Genomic DNA, 25,216 nt, shown 5'->3' with positions numbered 1-25,216 from the left:
CAATCAGATCAAGAGGTTAACTGTCTGTTATTGCCGCAGTATCGAGCCTCTCGGCGCGCCAGGGATGTTTTTCGAGCCATTTGCAGAAAGCTGCGATGGCGGGGACCCGCAGATGCGCTTTCGGGAAGACAAGATAAAAGCACGGCACTTTTGCTTCCGGCATGGTGGTCATGATCTCGCGCCCGAAAGGCGCGACGAGACGCCCAAGCTTGAGGTCTTCCTCCGCGTCAGCGATGGAGAGGAGCCCGACGCCTAAGCCCGCCACGGTCGCGCGGCGCATGGTGGCGGCGTCCTGAAGGCGCATATTGCTTGCCGCCGGATCGAACGCGACGCCCATATGATCCAGAACATCGGCCCACAGGTTGCCCGAAAGCACGGGATGCAGCAGCGTCATAGGGAGAAGATCGGCGGGTGACGCGATCTGGCGCGCCAGATCGGGCGTGCAGCAGATCACCTTTACGTCGCGGGTCAGCGGCCTGGTCTCATAGTTTTTCCAGCTCCCCTGAACATCGCCTCCAAAACCCCATTGTATGGCGACATCCACATCGTCGCGGGCAAAATCCGGCAGCTCCACCATGGTTGTCAGGCGAAGATCGGCGCCCGGCACAATGTCGCGAAAGCCGCCCAGCTTTTCGAGCAGATAGCGTGTCGCAAAATAGGGGCTGGCATTGATGTTGATCCGGTCGCGCTGGCCGGTCTTGCTGATGCGGCGGATACCCTCGGCAAATTCGGCAAAGCCGGACTGGACATAATGACCGAGCAGAATGGCATTCTCGGTCGGTTCGACCGTGCGTCCTTTCCGCTCAAAGAGCTGGACACCGGTCGTTTCTTCAAGCTGCTTGATCTGCTGGCTGACGGCTTGCGGGCTGACCAGAAGGTCGTCGGCGGCGCTGCGAAAACTGCGGTGGCGCATTACCGCGTGAAACACACGCAGCGCGTTGAGAGGGGGCAGTCTGATTGTCCGCTCGCTCATATCACTCCATCACGAATGCCGGCTGGTCATCTATTCGCTTTTCCTGTGCCAAATCGCTTCGCGGTTTTGCCGGAAACGCTATTTTCTATGTCATCGGCCCGAAGCTCAGAACTGATTTCGGGCCGATGCTTTATTTTATTTACTTGGCCGACACATAGCCCTTCGAAATATCTTCGGCGCGGGCTTGCGGGTCGCGGTTCTGCGGCTCGCCATAACCGCCGCCGCCCGGCAGTTGCAGCACCAGCCTGTGGCCTGACGGGACATGCTGCCAGCCTTTCGGCTTCAGCTTGGTGCCGTCATCCAGCGCCACCACTCCCGGCGCGCCTTCGCCGCCGCCATTGCGGCCTCTGGCGCGATGGTGAACGCGGTCGAACATCGCCGAAAAATCGAACTCGTGGCCGGGAATGGCTCCGATTTCAATCGTCTGACCGAGGCCGCCGCGATATTCGCCGTCACCACCGGAGTCAGGACGCAGTTCCTTGCGCCAGACGACAATCGGGCCGGTATGCTCGGTCGCCTCGATCGGCATGGTCATCACGCCGGACGGGAAAGCGGTCGCCGACAGGCCGTCAAGTTCGGGACGTGCGCCCATACCGCCGGAGTTGAACATCAGGATTTCGGCCTTGCGTCCGGCTTGACCCGCCACGGGACGCGCCGAAATGTGGATATTCCACAATGCGGCAGCGCCTTCGGCCAGAATCTGGCCGGGCAGGGCCTTGGCCAGCGCGCCGAGAACGAGGTCGGGAACCATATGGCCGATGACGTGGCGCAGCGAAACCGGGGCCGGGCGCTCGGCATTGAGGATATTGACCGGCGAGGAAATCGTGAACAATTCCAGCGAGGCCCAGTTGTTGGGAATATCCGGCGCGATCACGCATTTCAGGGCATAGCAGGCATAGGCCTTGGTGTAGATGATCGGGACATTGATGCCCCATGGGCTGACGGCATCGCTGCCCGCAAAATCGACATTGACCGTATCGCCTTCAATCTCGACCTTTGCCGCGAGGCTGATCGGCTTGTCATAGCCATCGGTCACAAGTTCGTTCGCCCATTGGCCTTTCGGCAATGCGCGGATGCGTTCCAGCGTCGCGGCGCGGGTGCGTGCAAAGATGAACTCGCCTAGCGTGTCGAGCGATGTCAGGCCGATTTCCTGCATCATGTCGATGAGGCGGTTATGGCCGACATCGTTACAGGCCGCGAGCGAATAGAAATCGCCGACAACCTGATTGGGCTCGCGCACATTGGCGCGCAGCATGCGCACCAGATCCTTGTTCACCGCGCCACGCTCGGCAAACTTCATGATCGGTATCTGGATGCCCTCTTCATAGACCGACTTGCCATCGGCGCCGAAGCCACGCCCGCCAACATCAACCACATGCGCCGTACAGGCAAAGAAGCCGACCAGCTTGTCGCCGAGGAAGGATGGCGACACCATGGTGATGTCGTGCAGATGACCGGTGCCTTTCCATGGATCATTGGTGACATAGGTGTCGCCGGGATACATCTCCTCGCGCGGGATTTCGGCCATGAAATGCAGCACGGCCTCAGCCATGGTGTTCACATGGCCGGGCGTGCCGGTCACGGCCTGCGCCAGCATGCGGCCCTGAGGGTCGAACACACCGGCAGACAGGTCACCCGCCTCGCGAACCGAGGTAGAGAAGGCCGTGCGCAGAAGGGTGAGCGCCTGTTCCTCGACAACCGAGATCAGACGGTTCCACATGACCTGCATGCGGATTTCCTGTGTCGCGTCGCTCATGCTGCTGTTTCCTTGCGCAGGAGAAGAAGGGCGCCGTCATCCTGCATGACCACATCGAAGGGCGAGGTGACAACGGTGGAGGTTTCCCGTTCTACGATCACGGCTGGGCCGCTGACGCGCGCGCCGGGGGCAAGCGTGTGGCGTTCCACAATGGCGGTCGTCAGATTGGCGGCCTGTGCGGGATCAAAGACGGCGCGGGTAACCGGCGTTTCAATGGTCGAGCGACCGAAGGTCAGCGCATGGCGTTTGGGCGTGGAGCGTTCGTCCTGCGCCTTGACCGACCAGGTCACGATTTCGATTTCGAGACCATCCAGCCCATCAATGGCACGACCGAAGAAACGGGCATAGTTTTGCCGGAAGCTGTCGCGGATCAGTTCTGCGTCGGCTTCGGTAAAGCTGCGGTCGGGAAGCGTCACCGGGATTTCCCAACCCTGGCCGACATAGCGCATGAAGGCGGTGATTTCACGCAGCACCTTGCCGTTCGTACCTGCGCGGACAAAGCCTTCCGCCGTCGTCTTCAGCTCGTCCAGCAGTGTGTTGACGCTGGCAGCCTTGAAGTCCGACATGCGCACGATCTTCGAGGCCAGCGCCTCATAGCCGAAAGGTGCCTTGAGGAAGCCGATGGCCGAGCCGACGCCTGCGCCAGCAGGGATCAGGCACTGGTCGATGCCGAGCTTTTCGCACAGGCGCGCCGCATGCAGCGGTGCCGCGCCGCCAAAGGCGATCATGATATTGTCGGAAATGTTCTTGCCGTTTTCCACCGCGTGAACGCGGGCGGCATTGGCCATGTTTTCGTCCACCACTTCGCAGATACCGAAGGCGGCAGGCTCCACGGCAATGTTGAGTTTGTCTCCCACATCGCGCGCCACGGCTTTGGCGGCGTTTTCCACCGATAGGCGGATTGCGCCACCGGCAAAATTATCCGGGTCGAGCTTGCCGAGCAGCAGATCAGCATCGGTGATGGCCGGGCGTTCGCCGCCGCGCTGGTAGGAGGCCGGGCCGGGTTCGGAAGCTGCCGATTCCGGGCCGGTCTGGATACGGCCCATGGCGTCGACCCATGCAATAGAGCCGCCGCCAGCGCCGATCTCGATCATCTCGATCACGGGGATGGAGATCGGCATGCCCGATCCCTTGCAGAAGCGATAGGTGCGGGCCACTTCGAATGTGCGGGCAGTCTTGGGAGCAAAATCTTCGATCAGGCAAATCTTGGCGGTCGTGCCACCCATGTCATAGCTCACCACTCTGTCAAGGCCAAAGCGCTGCGCCACATCGGCAGCAAAGATCGCGCCGCCTGCCGGTCCGGATTCAACGAGACGCACCGGAAATTCGGATGCGGTCTCGACGGTGATCAGCCCGCCGCCGGAGTGGATGAGGAAGACCGGGCACTTTGCGCCCATCTCCGCCAGACGCACCTGCAAGCGGGAGAGATAATCCGCCATTTGCGGACGCACATAGGCATTGGCGCATACAGTGTTGAAGCGCTCGAACTCGCGCATCTGCGGCGAGACTTCGGAGGAAATGGAGACCGGAACCGAAACCTTGCGCGCGATGATATCGCGGGCGCGGCGTTCATGGTCCGGATTCATGTAGGAGTGGATGAAGCCAATGGCCACCGCGCCGAAACCACCTGCGGCAATGGTGTCGGCAATGGCCTCCAGCGTCTCTTCGTCGAGGGCCAGAAGTTCCTGCCCCTGTGCGCCGATGCGCCCTTTGACCGCAAAGCGATCCTCACGCGGGATCAGCGGCTTTGGCAGGCGCAGATTGAGATCATATTGCTCGAAGCGGCTTTCGGTACGCATCTCGATGACATCGCGAAAGCCATCCGTCGTCACAAAGGCCGTGCGCGCGCCGCGCCGCTCAATCAGCGCATTGGTGGCCAGCGTGGTGCCATGAATGACAATGTCGAGATCGGCAGGGCTGATACCCGCATCGCGGGTCACAACGGCAATGCCGTCGAGGATCGCCCGTTCGGGCGCGCTGTAATTGGTCAGAACCTTCGTGGAATAGAGCGCACCTTTGCATTCGAGCGCGATGTCGGTGAAGGTGCCGCCGATATCAGCGCCAAGGCGGATGGTCTGGCTCATGCTGGTTCCTTTTTAGTGCGCATCCCGAAAAGTGTGAAACGGTTTTCGGAAACGATGCGCGTTAAAATAAGCAGCTAAAATGCATATCTGATCCAATCAGACCGGCACTTTAGCGAGGGCTGCGGCGCGCATCTGGCTGAGCGTCTGGCGCGGTGTCAGTGCTTCGGGTGAAATGTCGAGATCGAGCACAGCGCCCCTGCGCGATGCGCGGCCGCGGGCAAAAGCGGCAGGGAAGTCTTCCGTCCGCTCAACGCGCTCCGCATGAAAGCCATAGGCCTTGGCAAGCGCCACGAAATCGGGGTTGTCCATAGTGGTGCCGGAAACACGACCCGGATAATTCCGCTCCTGATGGGCGCGGATCGTGCCATAGATACCGTTATTGAGGATGAGCACGATGGGTTGCGCGCCCGCCTGTTTGGCAGTCGCCAGTTCCTGGCAATTCATCTGAAAATCGCCATCCCCGGCAAAGCAGACAACCGTGCGCTCCGGAAAGGCCACCTTCGCGGCGACCGCTGCTGGAAGACCGTAACCCATCGCGCCCGATTGCGGCGCGAGCAGGCGGCTCTTCTTGCCGAATTTGAAGAATTTGTTGGGCCAGACGGTGAAATTGCCTGCGCCATTGGTGAGAATGGCGTCTTCGGGCAGCACATCGCGGACATGCTCCATCGCTACCACCATATCGACGGGCGAGGGCTGCGAAGGCGCCGAAAAACTCGCCTCGAAAGCGGCGCGGGCATCCGCTCGCAACTTATTCCAGTCGCCTTTGATCGGCTTCAAGGCGGTAGCGAAAGCATTGGGGCCAGCCTGAATGCCGAGTGTGGGCTGGTAGATCTTGCCGATTTCCCGGTCCGAACCGTGGACATGGATGAGCTTCTGCGCCGGGACCGGCACGGAAAGCAGAGTATAGCCATCCGTTGTCATTTCACCGAAGCGGACATTGATCGCGAGGATCAGGTCGGCATCGCGGATCAGCGCCTTGACATGCGGCAGCATGCCGACGCCTGCCTCGCCGACGAAGGAGGGCGAGAAATTGTCGAACTGGTCCTGATAGCGGAAGGCAGCGACAACCGGAATGTCGGAGGCTTCAGCAAAGTTTTGCAGGGCGTCGCGCCCGGCCTCAGTCCAGTTGATGCCGCCCATCAGGATGACAGGCCGCTTAGCTGCGCCGAGCAAGGTCTGCACGTCGTCCAGAGCGGCGGCGGAAGGTGCGGCTTCGCTGATCTTTGCGGGGCCGGAAAGGGGAGCTGCATCTGTTGCAGAGGTCAGCATGTCTTCCGGCAAGGCGATGACCACCGGGCCGGGGCGACCCGTGGTCGCCGTCGTCCAGGCGCGGGCCAGAATTTCGGGAATACGGTCGATATCATCGATCTCGGTCGCCCATTTCGCCATGGTGCCGAAGACGGCGCGGTAATCGATTTCCTGAAAGGCTTCACGGCCCTTCATGTCGGTTCCGACCTGTCCGACAAAGATCAGCATAGGTACGGAATCCTGCATGGCGGTGTGAATGCCGACGGAGGCGTTGGTGACGCCGGGGCCGCGTGTGACGAAGCAGAGGCCGGGTTCGCCGGTGAGCTTGCCCCAGGCTGCTGCCATGAAGGAAGCGCCGCCTTCGTTGCGGCACATCACAAAGTCGAGCGCGCCCTTGGTATCGTGCAATGCGTCAAGCACGGCGAGATAGCTTTCTCCCGGCACACCGAACGATTTTCTTGCTCCCAAAGCGACGAGGCTTTCGACGAGAAGCTGGCCTCCGTTACGCATTCCAGATTCCTTCCTGTGCGCCTTTTCGGCGATCACCTTGTGAATGATCATGCCAGCCGGAGCATTTTCACGAAATCAAGATAATCCGGCAATTGGCAAGTTTTACTTGTCTTTCGGTGGAGCTATGGCGTGGGCTTTTCGCGCGCGCATAGCTGATCGGTGCGCGGCTCTTGCGAGCGATGCCCGGTATGATGCTGATGAAACGACAAAGGCTACGCAGAGGGTCGCCTTCGCCTTAGTTTTCCTGAAATTTGACCATGGAGCCGCCGCCGGTCGCCTGATCGGTCGGGAAGACTTCGACGCGGGAAACATCGACAAAGACCGGCAGTTCGATCACCTGACCAATGATCTGGGCAATGTTTTCCGGCTGGATCGGGCGATAGCCATCGTAAAGCACGGCTTGCGCCTGATTGTCGGGGATTGATGTCCGGTAGAGTGCAGTCTGCACGCGGCCCGGCACAATTTCGCTGACGCGAACAGACGTGCCCAGAAGATCGCAACGCAGATTGTCGCAAAACAGGCTCAAGCCAGCCTTGGAGGGGCCGTAAGCGCCCATATTCGGATATGGCGCCTGACCGCCGCTCGATCCGATATAGATGAGGTGGCCGCGCTTGCGCGCCACCATGCCGGGCAGAAAGGCGCGGGTCAGATGCATCGGCGCTTTGAGATTGATATCGACCATGGCGTTGATCTCGTCGGGGTCAATCTCGTGAAACAAGGCGCGGGTGGAAAGAATGCCCGCATTGTTGATCAGGATGTCGACCTCGGTGCCAGAAAGTGCAGCCTCGATTGCCTTCGTGTCGCGCACATCGGCCTCAACCGTGAGCGCGCCCGTTTCTGCGGCAAGTGCTGACAGCGCCTGACTGTTGCGACCGACGGCGTAGACGGTCAGCCCGCGCTCGCGCAGCCGCGCGACGGTGGCCTTGCCGATGCCGCTCGTGGCGCCGGTGACAAGCGCAACGCGGTAGGGATCAGACATAGATATAGCCTCCACTGACCACCACATTCTCACCAGTGGCATAGGTATTGCGGCCGGAAGCCATCATGACGATCCACTGCGCCATTTCCACCGGCTCGGCGGCGCGTCCAAGCGCGCTTGCCTTGGCCAGTTCCGGCAGGAAGCCCAGTTCCTTGGCGCGGTCGGTGGCAAAGCCCGCCGGTGCAACGGAATTGACCAGAATCTGGTCCTTGGCGCATTCCTGCGCGAAGGATTTGGTCAGGCTGACAACAGCCGCCTTTGTGGCTGCATAATGCGCGTTTTGCGGATGCGCCTTGAAGGCGTCGACCGAGGTGACATTGACGATGCGACCTGTGACGTGCGGCACATCGACGAATTGCCGCATATGCAGAACGGCGGCCACCATCATGTGATAGGTGCCTTTGACGTTTATGGCGTTTTCCAGATCCCAGTCTTCATCTGTGATTTCAAGGATTGGCTTGCGCGGATAGATGGCTGCGCTGTTGACGAGCGCATGCACGCGGCCTAGCTTGCCGGCGACGTCGTTGAAGCCCTTGTGGGCAGATGCGGCTCGCGAAATATCTGCGACCGAAGTCGCGACTTCAACGCCCAGTTCGCGCAAGGATTCCGCGGAACTGGCGAGTAGTTCCGCATTGCGGTCTATGAGGCCGATTTTGGCCGCTCCGTTTTCCACCATCAGCTTTGCTGTCGTCAAACCCAGTCCCGAAGCGCCGCCGACAATGATAATGGTCTGATCTTTCACGTTCCGCCTCATATTTGGTCTTGCGTGGGAAGAATTGTATGTTATCACTTATATGCCAAGTTGAAGGCGATGCAAGAAGTTTTTTGAGTCCCACATGATTCCATCTCTGATCAGGAAACAGCCCTTCAATGGCCTGACACTCGAACTCTCTCAACACCTGGCCCAGGCGGGCTTTCAAGGTGAAGTGGACATCGGTGACAGCTCGCGTACCGTTTTTCCTATCGTCAATTCGATTTATCAAGCGACGTCCAACGATTGGAAATTCGTCAAGGCATGCGGATATGTCAGAGCATTTTAATCGAGGCGATTGAACGCCAGTCCATCCGGCATCCTGTTCAGATACTCAATGAAATGGTACTGCCACTATAGTTAGTCATCACGTGATTTATAAAATCAAATAACCAGCGCTGGAGTTAAATGTCGTGTCAATCATTACCCAACGCGGAAATCTGGCGGAAATTGTCGTCGCGGAACTGACGACCCGAATAGACTCGGGTCTCTATGGTCCCGGCGACAAGCTGCCGTCCAGCGCCCAGCTATGTGAAGAGTTTGGCGTCAGCAGAACTGTTATCCGCGAGGCGCTGACCTCGCTCAAGGTGGCAGGGCGTGTCACCACGCGGCAGGGTGCGGGCGTTTATGTCACCGACAAGGACGTGAAGGCGCTCAATTACGAGATCAGCCGGATCGACGATATTCGCTCCGCAATGCAGATTCTTGAATTGCGGCTTGGCGTAGAAATGCAGTCGGTGGCGCTTGCCGCCACCCGCCGCACGCCGGAGGCGTTGGCGGAAATCGCCCGCGCTTACGATCATCTGGAAAATCTGGAAACCGACGATCCGGAAGTCGAGGCACGCGCCGATTTCGATTTCCACCTTGCGATTGCGCGAGCAACCCGCAATCCGCATTTCCCGAACTTTCTGGAAGCGGTGATCGGCGAGATCAACTTCGATCTGCTCCTGAAGCATCGCCAGCCCGTGCGGGCTTCGCGGTCTTATCTCAAGAAGATCAACAAGGAACATGCGATGATCCTTGCTGCAATCACGCAGGGCGATGCAAAGGCGGCGCGCAATGCGCTGGTCGCGCATCTGGAGGAAAGCCTCAATCGCTACCGCTCCTTGCTGGAAGAACCGGCCAGCGATGCGCTGACAGACTGAGCAGCGCAAACAAACAGAAAAGCCCAGAACCGGCGACAGTTTCGGGCTTTTTGATTTTGTCTGGAAAGCCGGTCAGATCACGGCATCTTCCAGAAATGGAAGGTTAGCCGTCACGCGCTCATAGCCGAAGGGCGAGAGGTCGAGTGTCTTGAACGCGCCATAGATGATCAACTCGCTCAAGCCGCGCCCCATGGCTGGCGACTGCTGCAATCCGTGACCGGAAAACCCGTTGGCGAACAGGAAGTTCTTCACCTCGGTATGCGGTCCCAGAATGACATTGTGATCGAGCGTGCAATAGTCGTAATGGCCAGCCCATGAGTTGACGACTTTGATCGCCTCAAAGGCTGGAACGCGATTGGCCAAGGTCGGCCAGATTTCCTCGTCGAATTCGTCATGCATGACATCGAAATCGTTGGGGTCGACTTCCGGGTCGTGCTTGGGATAGGTGCCCATCAGATAGAACTTGCCTTCAGGCCGGAAGAACACGCCGCTTGGGTCGATGGTAAGGCCCACCTTGCCTTCCAGCGGTGTGCGACAATCGACGACGAACAACGAACGGCGGCGTGGTTCGACCGGAATGTCCAACCCGGCCATGCGGGCGACATTCTTGCCGTTGGTGCCGGACGTGTTGACCATCGTGCCGCAGGCAATCGTCTGCCCACTTTTGGTGATCACGGAGACAATGCGGCCGCCCTCACGGTTGACGGCCACGACCTCGTCCTCGATATATTCGACGCCAAGCGCGCGCGCTTTCTTGCGAAAACCCTGCATGAGGGCGGAACTGTCGAACCAGCCTTCGCCGCGTTCGCCGGTGCTGCCAAGCGTCAGTCCCTCAAGATTGAGCCAAGGAAAGCGCTGGCCAAGGCCATCCACATCCAGCAGCGAAACTTCCGCGCCGCAGGAAACCTGCGTTTCATGATTGCGCCGCAGAACCTGATCGCCGCGGTCATCGGCGGCAAGGAACAGATAGCCCGCTTCGTGAAAGCCGATTTCCGGCGTGTCGTCATCGACGGCCACGTTTCCGCGGAAATTGCGGATGAATTCCGTGCCGAAGCGCGAGACCTGCACATTGATGGCGTTGGAAAACTGATGGCGGATGGAGCTGGATGACAGCGCCGTTGCCGAGCGCTGATAGGTCCAGTCCTTTTCGATCACCAGTATGGTGCCGTTGAAATCGGGGTTGGTCGCCAGAAAATAGGCGGTCGCGCTGCCCACAACCGCGCCGCCGACAATGACGACATCATAGGAAGTCTTGGAAGCCTGCATTGTAAGCCTACTTATTTTCGTCTTCGAAATGACCGGCGGCGCAGAAGCTGCCACCCTGAAACCGGACTGCCGGATCGTTGGGATCGCCTTGCGGCGTCTTGGCGAAAACCGCATCGCGATAATCGTCGGCGCTGTCCATGGGTTTGTAGCCGAGCACGGCGGCTGTGCGATTGTCCCAGAAGGATTCGCTGTTGTTCGACATGCCATAGGCGACCATGAAGCCAACACGCGGCGCCGACAGGCACTTCTCGACCAGCTGGCGGCAGTCTTCGAAGGACAGCCAGGTGATCAGATGGCGACGGTCGGTCGGTTCCGGAAAGGAGGAGCCGATGCGAATGCAGACGGTTTCGATGCCGAACTTGTCGAAGTAATAGCGGGCCAGATTTTCCACGAAGGTTTTGGAGACGCCATAAAGGCTGTCGGGTCGCGTCTGAACAGTGCCGTCAATGGTATCCGTCCGCTCGTAATAGCCGATGGCATGAACCGAGCTTGCAAAGACGATGCGCTTCACGCCGTGGCGGCGGGCTGCCTCGTAAATATTGTAGCCGCCGGAAATGTTGGAATCGAGGATGGTCTTCCAGGGCGCTTCCACCGACTGCCCGCCCATATGTATGATGGCGTCGCAGCCTTCGACAGCGCGCGAAACCGCGTCAAAATCCGCGAGATCGGCGGGGAAGTCCTCTTCATGCGGCGCGAGATCCTGACACGGTTCCAGCGCCGACAAGCGCACGATCTGGCCCAGCCGCGTTCCCGATTTGCGCAGCTCCGATCCGAGGCGACCGGCAGCACCGGTCAACAGCGTTCTTTGAAAGTGGGTCATGAAGAGGTCCTAATTAGCGAAGTTTTGCGAGAGCATCGGACGTGCGCTCGATGGCTGCGGTCAGGTTATCCCGGGAGGTCGCGAATGAGAGGCGGATGTAAGGCTCAACGCCGAAAGCCGCGCCGGGCACAGTGGCGACCTTGCCTTCGGTCAGAAGATAGGAAGCGAGCATTGTATCATTCTCAATCAGAGTGCCTTCCGGCGTCACTTTACCGATATAGGCAGCGCATTTCGGGAAGAGATAGAATGCACCTTCCGGCGCGCGCACTTCAAGCCCCGCAATGGCGCCAAAGCCCTTTGTCACCAGTTCGCCACGCGCCTTGTATTCCGCAACCGCCTTCCGCACGAAATCCTGCGGGCCGTTGAGGGCGGCCGCTGCCGCAACCTGCGTGATGGAGGAGGGGCAGGTGGTGCTCTGCGACTGAAGCTTGTTGAGCACCTTGGTCAGTTCCTTCGGACCCGCCGCATAGCCAAGACGCCATCCGGTCATGGCATAGGCCTTGGAAACGCCGTTGATGATCAATGTGCGGTCGCGCAGATTGGGGCATGCAATGGCGAATGACGTGAAGGGTGTGTCGTCACAGACGATGTGTTCGTAGATTTCATCCGACATGATCGCGACGCGCGGATGGCGTGCCAGCACTTCACCCAGCGCCTTCAATTCGTCCGCCGTATAGATCGCGCCGGTTGGATTGGAAGGCGAGTTGAACAGAAACCAGCGGGTCTTTGGGGTGATTGCCGCTTCCAGCCGCTCCGGCGTGATCTTGAAATCGTCTTCCACACCGCAGGCGATCACTTTCGGTAGGCCGCCATGCAGGATCACCAGATCGGTATAGGACACCCAGTAAGGGGCCGGAACGATCACTTCGTCGCCCGGCTCCAAGGTGCCGAGAAAGGCGTTGAACAGGATCTGTTTTGCGCCATTGCCGATCGAGATTTCGTCCAGCGCATAGTCGAGACCGTTCTCGCGCCTGAACTTATCGACAATGGCCTGGCGCAACTCCGGCAGGCCGTCAGGCGCGGTATAGCGCGTGATGCCGGTGCGCATCGCGCCGATAGCCGCCTCGACAATATGCGACGGCGTATCAAAATCCGGCTCGCCGAGCGACAGGTCGAGGACGTTTTCGCCTCTGGCCCGCATGGCCTTGGCCGCCATCGAAACTGCCATCGACGGTGAGGATTTGATGGTCGCCGCGCGCCGGTTTTCGAACGCGATCATGTTCATGTCTGGGCTCCCTGGCCTGTGGTTCCTGGCGTGTCGCCGATCACGGCGCTTCTTTGTGCTGGGTCGTATGGAGGCGGGTGGAAGATCGGGCCGTCGGGGTCTGGAATTGATGCGTCTTGATGGTGTTGGGCCGCGCTCATTCGTAATTCCACTTGACGATCTTTAAATACGTCACTTATCATATATGTGTCAACATGAAAACAAGCCGCAAAAACGGCGGTTCAGCTGGCCGATTTTTGTTTGGTGGAGGTAATACGCAAGCAAAATCATATGATTGGTGCGATGAGACCACTCGCGTGGAAATGGCGAAGGCCGAGAGCGGCCCTAACGTTTCCAGTGAGAATATAGAGCGATTTTGCCCAGAAAATGCCTGCAAGCAAAGAATTGGAGCGGTTCGAACACTTCCATCGGAACAGAAATCGCTTCGATAAGAACAACGGTTAAAACCAGAGGGAAACTCCATGAAATCCATCGCAAGACTTCTCGCCGGATCGGCCATCGCGTCCGGTCTCCTGCTGTCGCAGGCCTTTGCTGCCGACACGATCAAGATCGGTGTTGCAGGCCCGATGACAGGCCCCAACGCTACATTCGGTGAACAGGTTTACAGCGGTGTTTCCGCTTATGTGAACGATGTGAACGCCAGCGGCGGCATCAATGGCAAGCAGATCGAGCTGGTGAAGGGCGACGATGCCTGCGAACCGAAGCAGGCGATTGCCGTTGCCAACCGTTTTGTCGATCAGGACAAGGTTCAGGCGGTGATCGGCCACTTCTGCTCGTCGAGCACCATCCCTGCTTCCGAGATCTACAATGATGCAGGCATTCTGGAGATGGCGCCTGCATCCACCAATCCAACCGTGACCGAGCGTGGTTTGGAAACGGTGTTTCGCGGTTGCGGACGCGACGATCAGCAGGCAGTCGTCGCCGGTGCGTTCATTCTCGACACGTTGAAGCGGGACAAGATCGCGCTGATCCATGACAAGGACACCTATGGTCAGGGCCTGGTCGATGCAGTCAAGAAGACCATCGAAGCACGCGGCATCAAGCCGGTTCTGTATGAAGGCCTGACGCGCGGTGAGCGCGACTTCAATGCACTGGTGACCAAGATCAAGAGCTCTGGCGCAACGGCCGTTTATTTTGGCGGTCTTATTCCGGAAGGCGGCCCGCTGATCCGCCAGATCAAGGAACAGGGTCTGGATGTGGTTGTAGTGAGCGGCGATTCCTTCGCGCAGACCGAGCTGATTGCGGCAGCTGGCGGCGCGGGCAATCTCAAGAATGTCTATTATTCGGCAACGCCGGACCCGCTGGCCGATCCGTCGACCAAGGGCGTTCAGGATGCGCTGAAGAAGGCGAATATCACGCCAGCCAACTACACGCTCTATGGCTACGCCAATGCGCAGGCCATCGTGGCTGCGTTGAAGGCGGGTAACGACATCAAGGTCCAGACCAACTGGCTGCGTAACAACACGGTTGATTCCGCCATTGGCAAGATCACTTGGGACGAGAAGGGCGACATCAAGGACTTCAAGTTCGTCTTCTATAATTTCGACGACAAGGGAACCCCAGTTCTCGTCAATTAAGGCTCTACCAGCTCCAGCCAGACCCTGCGGTCTGGCTGGTTCCTCCTTGCCTGAACCGCATCCGCAGCACGTCACGCTGTGCGGCTGGATGCGTCGGACCAAGAGTTCAGATCGCATGTCGCTCTGAATGCAAAAGGGGTTGCCATGGACTTCTATATTTTGGCCCAGCAACTGATCAATGGGATCACGCTGGGCGCCATCTACGGACTGATCGCTGTCGGCTACACGATGGTCTACGGGGTCATCCGCATGATCAATTTCGCTCATGGCGACGTCTATATGGTGTCGGCCTATATTGCCGCGATCACGCTTGCAGTGCTGGGCTTCTTCGGCGTTCAGTCGGTTCCTTTCGCGCTTATCTCGATCCTGATCATCACCTGCGCCATCACGGCGGTCTATGGGTGGGTGATCGAGCGCGTGGCCTACAGGCCGTTGCGCGGCTCCACCAAACTGGCACCGCTGATTTCTGCGATCGGCATATCGCTGATGCTGCAAAGCTATGTTCAGATTTCGCAAGGCGCGCGCGATCAGGGTGTGCCGACGCTGATCCAGGGCGCTTTCCGGTTCGGCACCGAACAGCACTTCGCCCAGATCACCTATATGCAGACCGTGATCCTACTGGCCTCTTTGATCGCCATGGGCATTCTGACCTATGTGATCGGCTATACGCGCATTGGCCGTGAGTGCCGCGCGACACAGCAGAATATCCGTATTTCTGCAATCCTCGGCGTCAATACCGACCGCACCATCTCTACGGTCTTCGTGATCGGTGCAGCAACAGCCGCCGTCGGCGGCGTGCTGGTGACCTTCAACTATGGGTCGTTCAATTTCTTCATCGGCTTCGTGATGGGCATCAAGGCCTTTACGGCAGCAGTGCTTGGCGGCATCGGCTCTCTGCCGGGCGCAGTGCTCGGCGGCATATTGCTCGGCCTCACCGAAGCGCTGTTCGCCGGCTATGTCAGCACGGATTACAAAGACGTCTTCGCCTTTGCCTTGCTGATTGTTCTTCTGTTCTTCCGTCCTTACGGCCTGCTCGGTCGTCCGGAAATCCAGAAAGTCTGAGGGAAGGCCGGAAACCATGCTGAACGACCGTCTTCTCGCGCTTTTCAAGGAAGCGCTGCTGACTTTCACCATTTCGCTGATCCTGCTTGGGCCGATTTCTGGTCTCGTGCTGGACGGCTTCTCCTTCCGCAATGAGCTGATGCGGGCCGTTACGCTTGCCGCCATCGTCACAGCCGGACGGCTGATATTTTCGCTGATCGGCATGAGCCCCTTTGGCGCAAGGCTGAAAGCCCTTTTGTCCAGAAATAGCGGCGGCGTCACGGTCAGGACCGGCAAGGAAAAATCAGCAGCCCCGCTGCTGGCGGTGATTTTTCTGGCAGGGTTGATGCTGCCTTTCGTAGCCGACAAATATTTCCTCGGCATCGCCGTTCTGGCGCTGATCTACTGCCTCCTGGGTCTGGGCCTGAACATCGTCGTCGGGCTGGCTGGCCTGCTCGATCTCGGCTTCGTGGCCTTCTATGCGGTGGGGGCTTATCTTCTGGCGCTCGGCTCGCAATATCTGGGTCTGGGCTTCTGGAGCGCGCTGGTCATCGCGCCGTTTCTCGCGGGCCTTTGCGGCATGATCCTCGGCTTTCCGGTGCTCAAGATGCATGGCGATTACCTCGCCATCGTGACACTGGGTTTCGGCGAGATCATCCGCCTTGTGCTCAACAATTGGCTGGACTTCACCGGAGGACCGAACGGCGCCCCCGCGCCCGCCCCCACGCTCTTCGGGTTGGAGTTCAGCCGGACCGCAAAGCAGGGAGGCACGCCGTTCCACGACTTCTTCGGCATCGCCTATAATTCCGATTACAAGTTCTGGTTCCTGTATTTCGTGCTGTTCCTCGTCGTGTGCGGGGTGATCTACACGGTGGAGCGCCTGCGCGTCATGCCGCTGGGGCGCATGTGGGAAGCACTGCGCGAGGATGAGATTGCCTGTCGGTCGCTTGGCGTCAATCACGTCTTCATCAAGCTTTCCGCCTTCATGCTTGGCGCATCGACAGGCGGGATTGCAGGCGTGTTCTTCGCGGCACATCAGGGCTTCGTGAACCCGACCTCCTTCACCTTCTTCGAATCCGCGCTCATCCTCGCCATCGTGGTGCTAGGTGGTCTCGGCTCGACTGTCGGTGTCATTCTGGCCGCGCTGGTCCTGACTATCCTGCCGGAACTGCTGCGCGACTTCGCGGAATATCGCGTCTTCATTTTCGGCGTGCTGATGGTCGTCATGATGATCTGGAAGCCGCGCGGACTGGTACGGGTCACGCGCCCGGCATTCTTCCCGTCGTCGGAAGCGGTGGTATCGGCGGGGCTTTCCTCCAAGCGGGATCAATTGACCATGGAGGCCAGCCGATGAACGCGCCAATTCTCGAAGTTCAAAATGTCACCATGCGGTTTGGCGGCATCGTCGCCAATCGCGGCGTCAATTTCTCGGTGGCGAAAGGCGGCATTACCGCGCTGATCGGTCCCAACGGCGCTGGCAAGACGACGATGTTCAACTGCATCACCGGCTTTTATCGCGCGAGCGAAGGACGCATTGTGCTCAACGGTCCGGAAGGCCCGCGCGACATCGGCGCTTACATGGACAAGCCGATCACCGGCGGCTCCCATCAGGTGACGCGGGCGGGCATCGCCCGCACATTCCAGAACATCCGGCTGTTCAAGGAAATGTCGGTGGTGGAAAACCTGCTGGTTGCCCAGCATCTTGCCACCCGCAACGGGCTTTTGAGCGGCATCTTCAAGACCTCGGCCTTCCGCAAGGCGGAAACCGAGGCGGTGGACTGCGCGTATTACTGGCTCGGCCAGATGAACCTGCTTGAAGACGCCAACCGGCTGGCTGGCGAACTTCCCTATGGTCGGCAGCGACGACTGGAGATAGCCCGCGCCATGTGTACCGGGCCGCAACTCATATGCCTTGACGAACCGGCGGCGGGGCTGAACCCATCCGAAACACATGAGCTTTCCCAGATTATCCAGCGGCTTTGCGCTGAGCAGGAACTGACCGTGCTGGTGATCGAGCACGATATGGGGCTGGTGATGCGCATATCGAACCACATTGTCGTGCTGGATCACGGCGAGGTCATTGCCGATGGAACGCCTGAACAGGTGGCCAACGATCCCGCAGTGATAGCGGCCTATCTCGGTGTCAGCGAAGAAGAGGTGCAATCGTGAGCCAGGTGGCAGAACCAAACGGGCAGGGCGCAACCGACAAGCTTCTTGAGCTGGTGGATGTGCACGCGCATTATGGTGCGGTGGAAGCGCTGCGCTCGGTCAATGTGCATATTTCCAAGGGCGAGATTGTCAGCCTGATTGGCGCGAACGGCGCAGGCAAGACCACGCTGCTTTCGACGATCTTCGGCTCGCCGCGCGCATCGAAAGGCAAGATCGTCCATCGGGGTGAGGATATTTCGCGTCTGGCGACAAACCGTATTTCAAGACGGGGCGTGGCGCTGGTGCCGGAAGGACGGCAGATCTATCAGGAAATGTCGGTCGAGGAAAACATGATGATGGGCACCACGCCTGTCGGTATGGAGCATTTCGACGCCGACCGCGCAACCATGTTTGAATTGTTTCCCCGCCTCAAAGAGCGTCGCAATCAGGTTGCGGGCACCATGTCTGGCGGTGAGCAGCAGATGTTGGCCATTGCGCGCGCCATGATGGCGCGGCCCGAGCTGATCCTGTTCGATGAGCCTTCGCTGGGGCTGGCGCCGCTGGTCGTGAAGCGCGTCTTCGAGGTGCTGGGAGAGATTGCCGCGATGGGCAAGACTATTTTTCTGGTCGAACAGAATGCCAATCACGCACTAAAATTGTCCCAACGTGCTTATGTGATAGTAAATGGGCAGATACATCTTTCGGGAGCGAGTGAAGAACTCCTCGGTAATGAAAATGTTCGAAAAGCATATCTGGGGATATACTAATGTTTGAGCGCCGTTGGTGACAGGAAATTTTCGTTTATGCTCAAAATTATAATATTTGAAGAGACGCTCTCAAATTCGAACGCAGACCCGAACATGTGAAGTAGAATAACCCTACATATGGCCAACGGCTGAGATTGGAACGTTCACAACATCCAGACACTGACTGGCAATCAGTTCACCACCCCCAAGATTTGTACGAAATGATACCGTGTGAATCAAATCAATACCGATATATCGCTAACGCCCATGCCCTCACGGATGTGTCGATAGAGTTCTTCAACAAATTTGTCCGGGTTTGTGGCAAGTGCAACTAACCGCGCGTGCCGGTCTGCTATTCCCGCAATATTCAGTTCATGTTTCTGGACATTCAGCATGGCCAGTTCAATCTGATCCTGTAATGCATGATACGATTCCAGAAGACGCCTGTGATCAGCGCATTCGATCAATATCTCATGAAAGCGACGGTCGGCCGCTGCCAGCGACTTGAGATCTCGGTTCTCGGCAGCCGATGCGATAGCAGGTATGGCCGCCGCTAAAGCGGAAGATGTATAACTTCTTTGAAGCGCTAAACGGGCTCCCATGACTTCAAGAGCCGTACGCAAGGTGGCCAGTTCGAAAATATCTCGTTCATTGAATCTAACAACGATATAGGAACGGTTGGGTGATTTCTCGATCAATCCACCCCTCTCGATTAGCCTCAGGGCCTCACGCAGCGTTGCGCGGCTGACGTTGAGGTCTGATGCTATGCTCGATTCGCGTACCCTTTGTCCTGCTGGCAATTCCCCACTTAGAATTTTTCCTCGCAGACTGGTGGCTAAGATTTGCACCATGTCGCCGGTACGTCCTTGCGGATCGTTTTGCTCGTCTGAAGGCGTAAAATTATTAGACATGGCTCCATCTTTTCTATATGTGTCGACAATAAAATAAAAAGTGTCGACACTTTCATATCGGGAACTTAGAGGGAAATTGATTCCCATGGAGGGGAAATTATGGATGAACATACCGCTCGACAAGTGACACGCAACATAATGCCGCTGCTCGGGATTAGCTTTTTCGTATCTATTCTGGACCGCGTGAATGTTGGATTCGCGTCTCTAACAATGAACGCTGACATAGGCCTTTCGGCTGCAGCTTATGGTTTTGGCGCAGGTATCTTCTTTCTTGGCTACTTTGCATTCGAGATTCCTAGCAATCTCATTTTGCAGAAGGTCGGCGCGCGCCGATGGATAGCGCGTATCATGGTCACATGGGGCCTTCTTTCCATGTGCATGGCTTTGGTACAAGGCCCATATTCCTTCTATGCGGTCCGTTTCCTTCTGGGTCTTGCCGAGGCCGGTTTTGTTCCCGGTGTCGTCTATTATATGAACCAGTGGTACACGAAACGTGAGATTGGCAGGGCAACTGCGATCTTTTTCGCGTTCGGGCCTATTGCGAATGCTGTTGGTGCACCGCTGTCAACAGCGTTGATCGAGGCCTTCGACTGGCGCTGGATGTTTGTCATCGAGGGTATACCTGCCATCATCCTCGGTATTGTTGTCTTTCTGAGGTTACCTGATCGCGTTGAAGACGCAAAGTTTCTTAACAATAGCCAGAAAAGCGTACTGCGCGCGCAGTTGCAGGCGGAAGGCAATTCTGCTGCAAAGCATGCCTCGCCACTGTCTGCATTAATGGATTTGCCTACACTTGCGCTCGCGTTCCAGTATTTCCTTATCCTGACAACTGGCTATGCGCTTAACATGTGGCTTCCGCAAATCGTTCGCGAACTGGGTGTTCAGACTTCGATGGTGGGCTGGGTGGTGGCTGTCCCCTATATAGCAGCCGCGCTCGCTATCTATTTCTGGAGCCGGTACACGAAATATACGGATGATCGCCTGTTTTACGTGCTCATCCCCTGTGCTCTTGGGGCATTGGGGTTTGTGATAGGTGCTCTGACGACAAATCCGCTGATTTCGATGTTCGCGTTCTGTTGTGTTGCGGCGGGCATTTATGCCGGCGGGAGTGCCTATTGGGCGCTGCCGCGGCCTGCTGTATCAGGCGCTGCGGCGGCGGCCGCGATCGCACTGGCGAACTCACTTGGAAATCTCGGCGGATTCACCGGTCCCTACCTGTTCGGGATCATTCGCGATACGACCGGTAATTATGAATATGCGCTTTTCGTCGCGGCTGCTTTTCTTCTGTCGGGAGGGCTCATGAGTTTCGTGAACATCCGGCTTGCACGGCGGCGTGAGGCGCTAATTGTTGCTGCCCGCTAAAACTGCGTGGAAGGAAAGAAATTTCAGTCTTCTAACGCTTTTAAAAGGAATGGATTCATGGAAAGTTTTCGTGCTCGCTGCAAGGCACGCTCACCGCTGATGGGAACGTTTTCCGCTATCCCCCATCCTGTCGCGGTCGAAGTGACGGCTGCCACCGGGCTTGATTTCGTCTGCATAGACTGGGAACATTCGCAGATCAGTCGTGAGCGTATTGAGGATCTGATCCGGGCTTGCGATGTTCACGCTGTGCCGGCTATGGTCCGGGTACCGGGTCATGCACCGGAAGCGATTGCGGCTGTGCTTGATGCCGGTGCGCAAGGTGTTCTTGTGCCGCGCGTATCAACGGCTCACCAAGCACGGGCCGCAGTTCAGGCAACGCGCTATCCGCCGATCGGCGCTCGAGGGGTTGGACCTGGTCGCGCCGCGGCCTATGGCTATCGTATTCCAGACTATCTAACCGCAGCAAACGATGCCATCGCTTTGGCGATCCAGGTCGAAACGGCTGAAGGTCTGGCCAATATCGAAGAGATCTCAGAAGTTGATGGTGTCGATGTGATTTTCATAGGCCCCGGAGACCTGTCCGTTTCCATCGATGCGATGGGACCGAATGGTCGCGAAAAGCTTGTTGCTGCGATTGAAAAGATCACAAGAACAGCAATTTCTACGAACAAAGCCGTAGGCATTTTCCGCCCGGATACAAGCGACATAGCCGCTTGGTACGGGAAAGGAATCTCGTTCTATCTGCTCGCAAGCGATACGATGTTTCTCGGCGCTGCAATGGCTGGAGGCATATCGCAAGCGCGAGCCGCGCTCACTGAAACGGAAAGGAAATCTGCATGAAGATCGTCAAGTGTGATGGCGTTCTCGCCGTTGAGCCGGAACAACATGCCTATCTTGCAGAGCTCGATGCGGCCTTCATAGAAAAGACACTTCTCAATGAAGAGGAGCTGATTGAGGAATGCTACGACGCAGATGCGTTGATGATCTTGCGGGAACCGGTGACTGAGCGTGTTTTGAAGGCGCTACCAAAACTCAAAGTCATCGGTCGTTTTGGTGTAGGACTCGATTCCATTGATGTCGAGGCCTGTACACGGGCAGGAGTGCAGGTCACTTATGTGCCAGACTCCAATCTGGACGAGGTCAGCACTCACGCCGTGGCAATGATGTTGGCTCTAGCTCGTCGGCTGAAGCGCTACGACACTGCAGTGCGTGAAGGCCGATGGCAAGCTATGGTTGACGGCGAGGGGATTATTCGGCCATCGCATCAAACGCTCGGTTTGATCGGTTTTGGTCAAATCGGTCGTATGACGGCACGCAAGGCCTCAGCATTCGGGTATAAGATCATCGCTTACGATCCCTATATGGCTGCGGACCGCATTGCTGCGACCGGTGTGGAAGCAGCCACGTTCGAGGAAGTGATAACTCAATCCGATATTGTTTCGCTTCATGTTCCCGCCACGCCTGAAACACAGAATATCATCTCACGAGACGTGCTTGCACGAATGAAGAAGGGTGCGATCCTAGTCAACGTTTCCCGCGGCGGCCTTGTGGATGAAGGAGCGTTGGCTGACGCACTCCAATCGGCACACCTGTCTGGCGCCGGCATTGATACGCTGGTTCAGGAACCGGTAGGGATGGACAACCCGCTTCTGAGCGTGGAAAACCTCCTTCTTTCTCCACATGCTGCACATTATTCCAAGCAGTCTTATTCAGAGGTGAGAAACAAGGTATTCGCAGACGTAGTAGCCGTGTTGCGCAATCGGGCACCAAGGTACGGATTTAATTCAGTCCTTAAGAGGGATTGATCTCCTGGTCATGCTGCTTTCAGTAATGACGAGAACAATGGCCTTGGCGCCAACTATATCAGGTGGCAAGACATAGAGCCTCTTCCGCCTTGTGTGCGGAAGAGCATCTTGTTCTTATTTAACTATCAGCGGATCGCCCATTACGGGGGCAGCGGTTCATACCTTTTCAAGGCGTAGCGAATGCTTTAACGACAGTTGGTTTCTTGGCTGGATATCAGGTGACTGTCCGCTTGTCGCTTTATGCGGTCAAGCTGAGTCAGGCGCCCCGTTGCTGTGGGCAGCAAAATAATACCAATTAACCTTAAGTTTGCGGCGAAGGGCGGCGGGTATTGAGCCTGTTTGTGCACCGGGCTGCGTGCCCAGTGCATATCAATCTGTGTTCTGAAATCTGCCACACAAAGAATCAACAAACGCGGCTATCCCACAAGCCGTTATCGTCGCAATCGGCAGAAGGCTCGTAACCACCGCCTCCTCCGTGGCTTATGGAGGCATCAAAAAACGTTATAGATAAAGTTGCTGCGCTGGAGTTTAGTCTAGCTAATTATAATAGCTGGTTCAGTGCTACAGCGGCATCACCATCGATAATGAGGCCGTTGACGATGCCACTTTTCAGAAGTGCTTTGGCCGCAAGCGCTTTCTCCTGCCCGGCGATGAGCAGCACGACTTGAACCTTCTTCAGTTCGGCAAAGCTGAGAGCGATGGTGCGCTGATTCATCTCGTGCTCGACCTGCTGCCCGTCCTTGTCGTAGAAAATGCCATTGGTGTCACCAATTGCACCGGCGGCACGCAGGCTTTCCAGTTCGGATTTGCTGAGCATGTTCTGGCGGCGCAGCAGTGAGTCCTCCGTCAACTCGCCAGCGCTAATGAAGCAGACGGAGGCTGTGCGGGCAATCTCCAGCGCACGCGCCACAGAACGTTGCGAGATGAGGACTTTTCGATCTTCTGCGGAATCAGCAATGAACGGAACTGGCAGGAAAAAGCCTTGCCCGCCCGTGCGCCGCGCCAGCATGTGCACAACTTCAAATGGATTATAGGCGGAGTTCGCGGTCAGCGATCCCATGACGGAGATGAAGCGCGCCTGTGGGGCGCGTACACCTGCAAGTTGCAATGTCATCTGTTCGATGGTTCGGCCCCAGCCGGTGCCGATGATCGCTTCCTCATTGTCGGCCAGAAAGCTTTTCAGATAGGTGGCAGCGGCAACACCGACGGCCCGGAATGAAACCTGCTTGCGGATTTCGGATGCCGTATCTTCATCGGCATGAAAGCCAAATGGCGGTGTTGAAATACAAAAATCCAATCCATGGCGGCGCATCAGCTCGTTTTCCACGGGCAATGTGCCTGCGTTCTGATGGTCGATGGAAATGCTGACAAGGCCGCTTTCGCGGGCCTCACCCAATATCTTGTTCACGCGGGCCCGGGTCAGGCCCAGTCGGGATGCGGTCGCCTCCTGGTTGAATCCTCCAACGTAATAGAGCCACGCCACGCGCACCATGAGGCTATCTTCGGATTCGCTCATTTGTCCCTCGTTCAATTCCTGCATGTTAAATTACAAATGTATTTCTATTTGACATTTGTAATTTGACGACGCTTAATACCAATCGTTCCGGGGGACAAGAGCGCGAAAGAGCGGGCAGGTCAATCGGAATGGAACCTGAAGCACAGGCAGCTGAATGGCGTTTCTGGAGGAGCAGAGACCGACATTCGCCAGTGCATCGGGTGTGGAGGAGTGCGGAGGGCGATGGGACCATCCGTAACAGGCGCCAGCTCGAACTGAACTGCATGTGTGCCGGGAAACAGTAATTCAAAGCCAGTTGTGGAGCCAACCACATGGCCTTCGGGAGGAAAAAATGGGTTCGGAACTTTTTAGGAAAACCATGGCTGTCGCAGCTCTGGCCATGCTCATGGGCACGGCAAGCGCGTCTGCTACCAATGTGGCCTGGGTGCATTCCAACGCTGCGGCGCAGTCCGAGCAGCGTGCAAAAACTGGCTTTGATGCCTGGCTTAAGGAAACCAACAAGGATTGGAGCATCAGCGTTCTGGATAGCGGCGGCTCGGGCGAACGCACGGCGTCGAACATTCAGGATGCTGCCTCGCGTGGTGTAGACGCAATTATCGTCAGCATGTCGGATCTGCGTGCCTCGCGTGCTGCTATCGATTCCGCTGTTGCGGCCAAAATTCCGGTTTTCGCCATCGATAGCGGTCAGGTTGACGGCGTTGTGGTCGATGTCACTACCAATAACTGGGCGATGTCGGCTGATGTGTCGCCATATTTGCTCAATGAAATGGGCGGCATGGGCAATCTGATCTTCCTGCGCATGGCAGAGCACCACGGCACGCGCAAGCGCGGCGATGTGATGGAAACCGTGCTGAAGGAATATCCGGAAGTGAAGGTCATCGCCGAACACAATATCGATTACACGGCTTTCTTCGAAGATACGACCAAGACCATGCAGGACTATGCATCGCGCTTTGGTGAAGACATTAATGCCGTCTGGGCGCCTTGGGATGAGCCTGCACAGGCCGCCATAAACGCGCTGAACGCTGCCGGATTGAAGAATGTCAAAGTCATCGGCATCGACGGCCATCCGCAGGCGATCGAAGAAGTCTGCAAGCCTGACAGCCTGATGATCGCAACGGTCTCGCAGCCATTCGAAAAGATGGGCGCGCAGACCGGCGAATGGATCGAGAGCATTGTGGTCAGGAAGGAAGACGCTGCAAAGGTCATTCCGTCGAAGACTGTTTATCTCGATGCGCCGCTTGTCACCAAGCAGAACTGCAAGGACTTCCTCCCGAAGAAGTAGGCAAGCCCCCCAAGTTGCCTGCATCTGGCCGGAGCGTGAACGTTCCGCGTTCCGGCCCCTTTAGAGTA

At 57.5% G+C, this 25,216-nt stretch carries 21 protein-coding genes; 10 read left to right on the top strand and 11 right to left on the bottom strand.

From position 1 onward, the window contains the following. Positions 1-16 precede the first annotated feature (16 nt). The 6 genes from D8666_RS21585 to D8666_RS21560 form a co-directional block, all read right to left on the bottom strand. A complete protein-coding gene (locus D8666_RS21585; RefSeq protein WP_121539372.1) occupies positions 17-973 on the bottom strand; it encodes a LysR substrate-binding domain-containing protein in 957 nt (318 codons plus the stop codon). A 139-nt stretch (positions 974-1,112) separates the two neighbouring features. Next, positions 1,113-2,729, bottom strand: a complete 1,617-nt coding sequence (locus tag D8666_RS21580) for a hydantoinase B/oxoprolinase family protein (protein ID WP_121539371.1) — start codon at positions 2,727-2,729, stop codon at positions 1,113-1,115. After that, a complete protein-coding gene (locus D8666_RS21575) occupies positions 2,726-4,813 on the bottom strand; it encodes a hydantoinase/oxoprolinase family protein (RefSeq protein WP_121539370.1) in 2,088 nt (695 codons plus the stop codon). Before D8666_RS21575 ends, D8666_RS21580 begins: the two co-directional genes overlap by 4 nt. Before the next feature lie 96 nt (positions 4,814-4,909). Continuing rightward, entirely contained in the window at positions 4,910-6,571 is a 1,662-nt protein-coding gene (locus D8666_RS21570; RefSeq protein WP_121539396.1) for a thiamine pyrophosphate-binding protein, read from the bottom strand. A 235-nt stretch (positions 6,572-6,806) separates the two neighbouring features. Next, a complete protein-coding gene (locus D8666_RS21565) occupies positions 6,807-7,550 on the bottom strand; it encodes an SDR family oxidoreductase (protein WP_121539369.1) in 744 nt (247 codons plus the stop codon). Next, positions 7,543-8,292: an SDR family NAD(P)-dependent oxidoreductase gene (locus tag D8666_RS21560; RefSeq protein ID WP_121539368.1), complete on the bottom strand. Its 750-nt coding sequence runs from the start codon at positions 8,290-8,292 to the stop codon at positions 7,543-7,545. The genes D8666_RS21565 and D8666_RS21560 overlap by 8 nt, the downstream gene beginning before the upstream one ends. Before the next feature lie 422 nt (positions 8,293-8,714). Here D8666_RS21560 and D8666_RS21550 point away from each other — a divergent pair, with 422 nt between their 5' ends. Further along, on the top strand, positions 8,715-9,446 hold the full coding sequence (locus D8666_RS21550) for a FadR/GntR family transcriptional regulator (RefSeq protein ID WP_121539366.1): 732 nt from the start codon (positions 8,715-8,717) through the stop codon (positions 9,444-9,446). A 72-nt stretch (positions 9,447-9,518) separates the two neighbouring features. Here the strand turns inward: D8666_RS21550 and D8666_RS21545 are convergent, their stop codons facing one another. The 3 genes from D8666_RS21545 to D8666_RS21535 are packed head-to-tail and all read right to left on the bottom strand — an operon-like array spanning position 9,519 to position 12,757. After that, on the bottom strand, positions 9,519-10,712 hold the full coding sequence (locus tag D8666_RS21545; protein WP_121539365.1) for an NAD(P)/FAD-dependent oxidoreductase: 1,194 nt from the start codon (positions 10,710-10,712) through the stop codon (positions 9,519-9,521). Between the two features lie 7 nt (positions 10,713-10,719). After that, positions 10,720-11,532 (bottom strand): NAD-dependent epimerase/dehydratase family protein, encoded by an 813-nt coding sequence (locus D8666_RS21540; protein WP_121539364.1) that lies wholly within the window; start codon positions 11,530-11,532, stop codon positions 10,720-10,722. A gap of 13 nt (positions 11,533-11,545) precedes the next feature. After that, on the bottom strand, positions 11,546-12,757 hold the full coding sequence (locus tag D8666_RS21535) for a pyridoxal phosphate-dependent aminotransferase (RefSeq protein WP_167836154.1): 1,212 nt from the start codon (positions 12,755-12,757) through the stop codon (positions 11,546-11,548). A 461-nt stretch (positions 12,758-13,218) separates the two neighbouring features. Here D8666_RS21535 and D8666_RS21530 point away from each other — a divergent pair, with 461 nt between their 5' ends. The 5 genes from D8666_RS21530 to D8666_RS21510 all read left to right on the top strand — a co-directional run bounded on the left by D8666_RS21530 (position 13,219) and on the right by D8666_RS21510 (position 18,290). Continuing rightward, the gene (locus D8666_RS21530; protein ID WP_121539363.1) at positions 13,219-14,334 is read left to right on the top strand and encodes a branched-chain amino acid ABC transporter substrate-binding protein; all 1,116 of its coding nucleotides are present in this window, start codon (positions 13,219-13,221) and stop codon (positions 14,332-14,334) included. Between the two features lie 144 nt (positions 14,335-14,478). After that, the gene (locus tag D8666_RS21525; RefSeq protein WP_121539362.1) at positions 14,479-15,396 is read left to right on the top strand and encodes an ABC transporter permease subunit; all 918 of its coding nucleotides are present in this window, start codon (positions 14,479-14,481) and stop codon (positions 15,394-15,396) included. A 16-nt stretch (positions 15,397-15,412) separates the two neighbouring features. Then, positions 15,413-16,729, top strand: a complete 1,317-nt coding sequence (gene livM, locus D8666_RS21520) for a high-affinity branched-chain amino acid ABC transporter permease LivM (protein WP_121539361.1) — start codon at positions 15,413-15,415, stop codon at positions 16,727-16,729. Continuing rightward, positions 16,726-17,544 (top strand): ABC transporter ATP-binding protein, encoded by an 819-nt coding sequence (locus D8666_RS21515; RefSeq protein WP_121539360.1) that lies wholly within the window; start codon positions 16,726-16,728, stop codon positions 17,542-17,544. Before livM ends, D8666_RS21515 begins: the two co-directional genes overlap by 4 nt. Then, positions 17,541-18,290, top strand: a complete 750-nt coding sequence (locus tag D8666_RS21510) for an ABC transporter ATP-binding protein (RefSeq protein WP_371830845.1) — start codon at positions 17,541-17,543, stop codon at positions 18,288-18,290. The genes D8666_RS21515 and D8666_RS21510 overlap by 4 nt, the downstream gene beginning before the upstream one ends. A 215-nt stretch (positions 18,291-18,505) precedes the next feature. Here D8666_RS21510 and D8666_RS24050 read toward each other — a convergent pair whose 3' ends face one another. Next, on the bottom strand, positions 18,506-19,180 hold the full coding sequence (locus D8666_RS24050) for a GntR family transcriptional regulator (protein ID WP_167836153.1): 675 nt from the start codon (positions 19,178-19,180) through the stop codon (positions 18,506-18,508). A 99-nt stretch (positions 19,181-19,279) separates the two neighbouring features. On the opposite strand from D8666_RS24050, the gene D8666_RS21495 reads away from it, so the two are divergent. From D8666_RS21495 to D8666_RS21485, 3 genes are read left to right on the top strand one after another with little or no spacing between them, the layout of a single operon-like run. Then, positions 19,280-20,542 carry an MFS transporter gene (locus D8666_RS21495; protein WP_121539359.1) on the top strand — a complete coding sequence of 421 codons (1,263 nt, stop codon included), beginning with the start codon at positions 19,280-19,282 and terminating at the stop codon, positions 20,540-20,542. A 57-nt stretch (positions 20,543-20,599) separates the two neighbouring features. After that, on the top strand, positions 20,600-21,382 hold the full coding sequence (locus D8666_RS21490) for an HpcH/HpaI aldolase family protein (protein ID WP_121539358.1): 783 nt from the start codon (positions 20,600-20,602) through the stop codon (positions 21,380-21,382). Continuing rightward, a complete protein-coding gene (locus D8666_RS21485) occupies positions 21,379-22,347 on the top strand; it encodes a C-terminal binding protein (RefSeq protein ID WP_109365765.1) in 969 nt (322 codons plus the stop codon). Before D8666_RS21490 ends, D8666_RS21485 begins: the two co-directional genes overlap by 4 nt. 541 nt (positions 22,348-22,888) lie before the next feature. Here D8666_RS21485 and D8666_RS21480 read toward each other — a convergent pair. Continuing rightward, a complete protein-coding gene (locus tag D8666_RS21480; protein WP_121539357.1) occupies positions 22,889-23,863 on the bottom strand; it encodes a sugar-binding transcriptional regulator in 975 nt (324 codons plus the stop codon). Between the two features lie 358 nt (positions 23,864-24,221). Between D8666_RS21480 and D8666_RS21475 the strand changes: the two genes are divergently transcribed. Continuing rightward, the gene (locus tag D8666_RS21475; protein ID WP_235859041.1) at positions 24,222-25,148 is read left to right on the top strand and encodes a sugar ABC transporter substrate-binding protein; all 927 of its coding nucleotides are present in this window, start codon (positions 24,222-24,224) and stop codon (positions 25,146-25,148) included. The last annotated feature ends 68 nt before the right edge of the window (positions 25,149-25,216 follow it).

It is taken from the genome of Ochrobactrum soli, assembly GCF_003664555.1.
GTDB lineage: Bacteria > Pseudomonadota > Alphaproteobacteria > Rhizobiales > Rhizobiaceae > Brucella > Brucella teleogrylli.
This window is presented reverse-complemented; position numbering and strand designations above follow the sequence as displayed.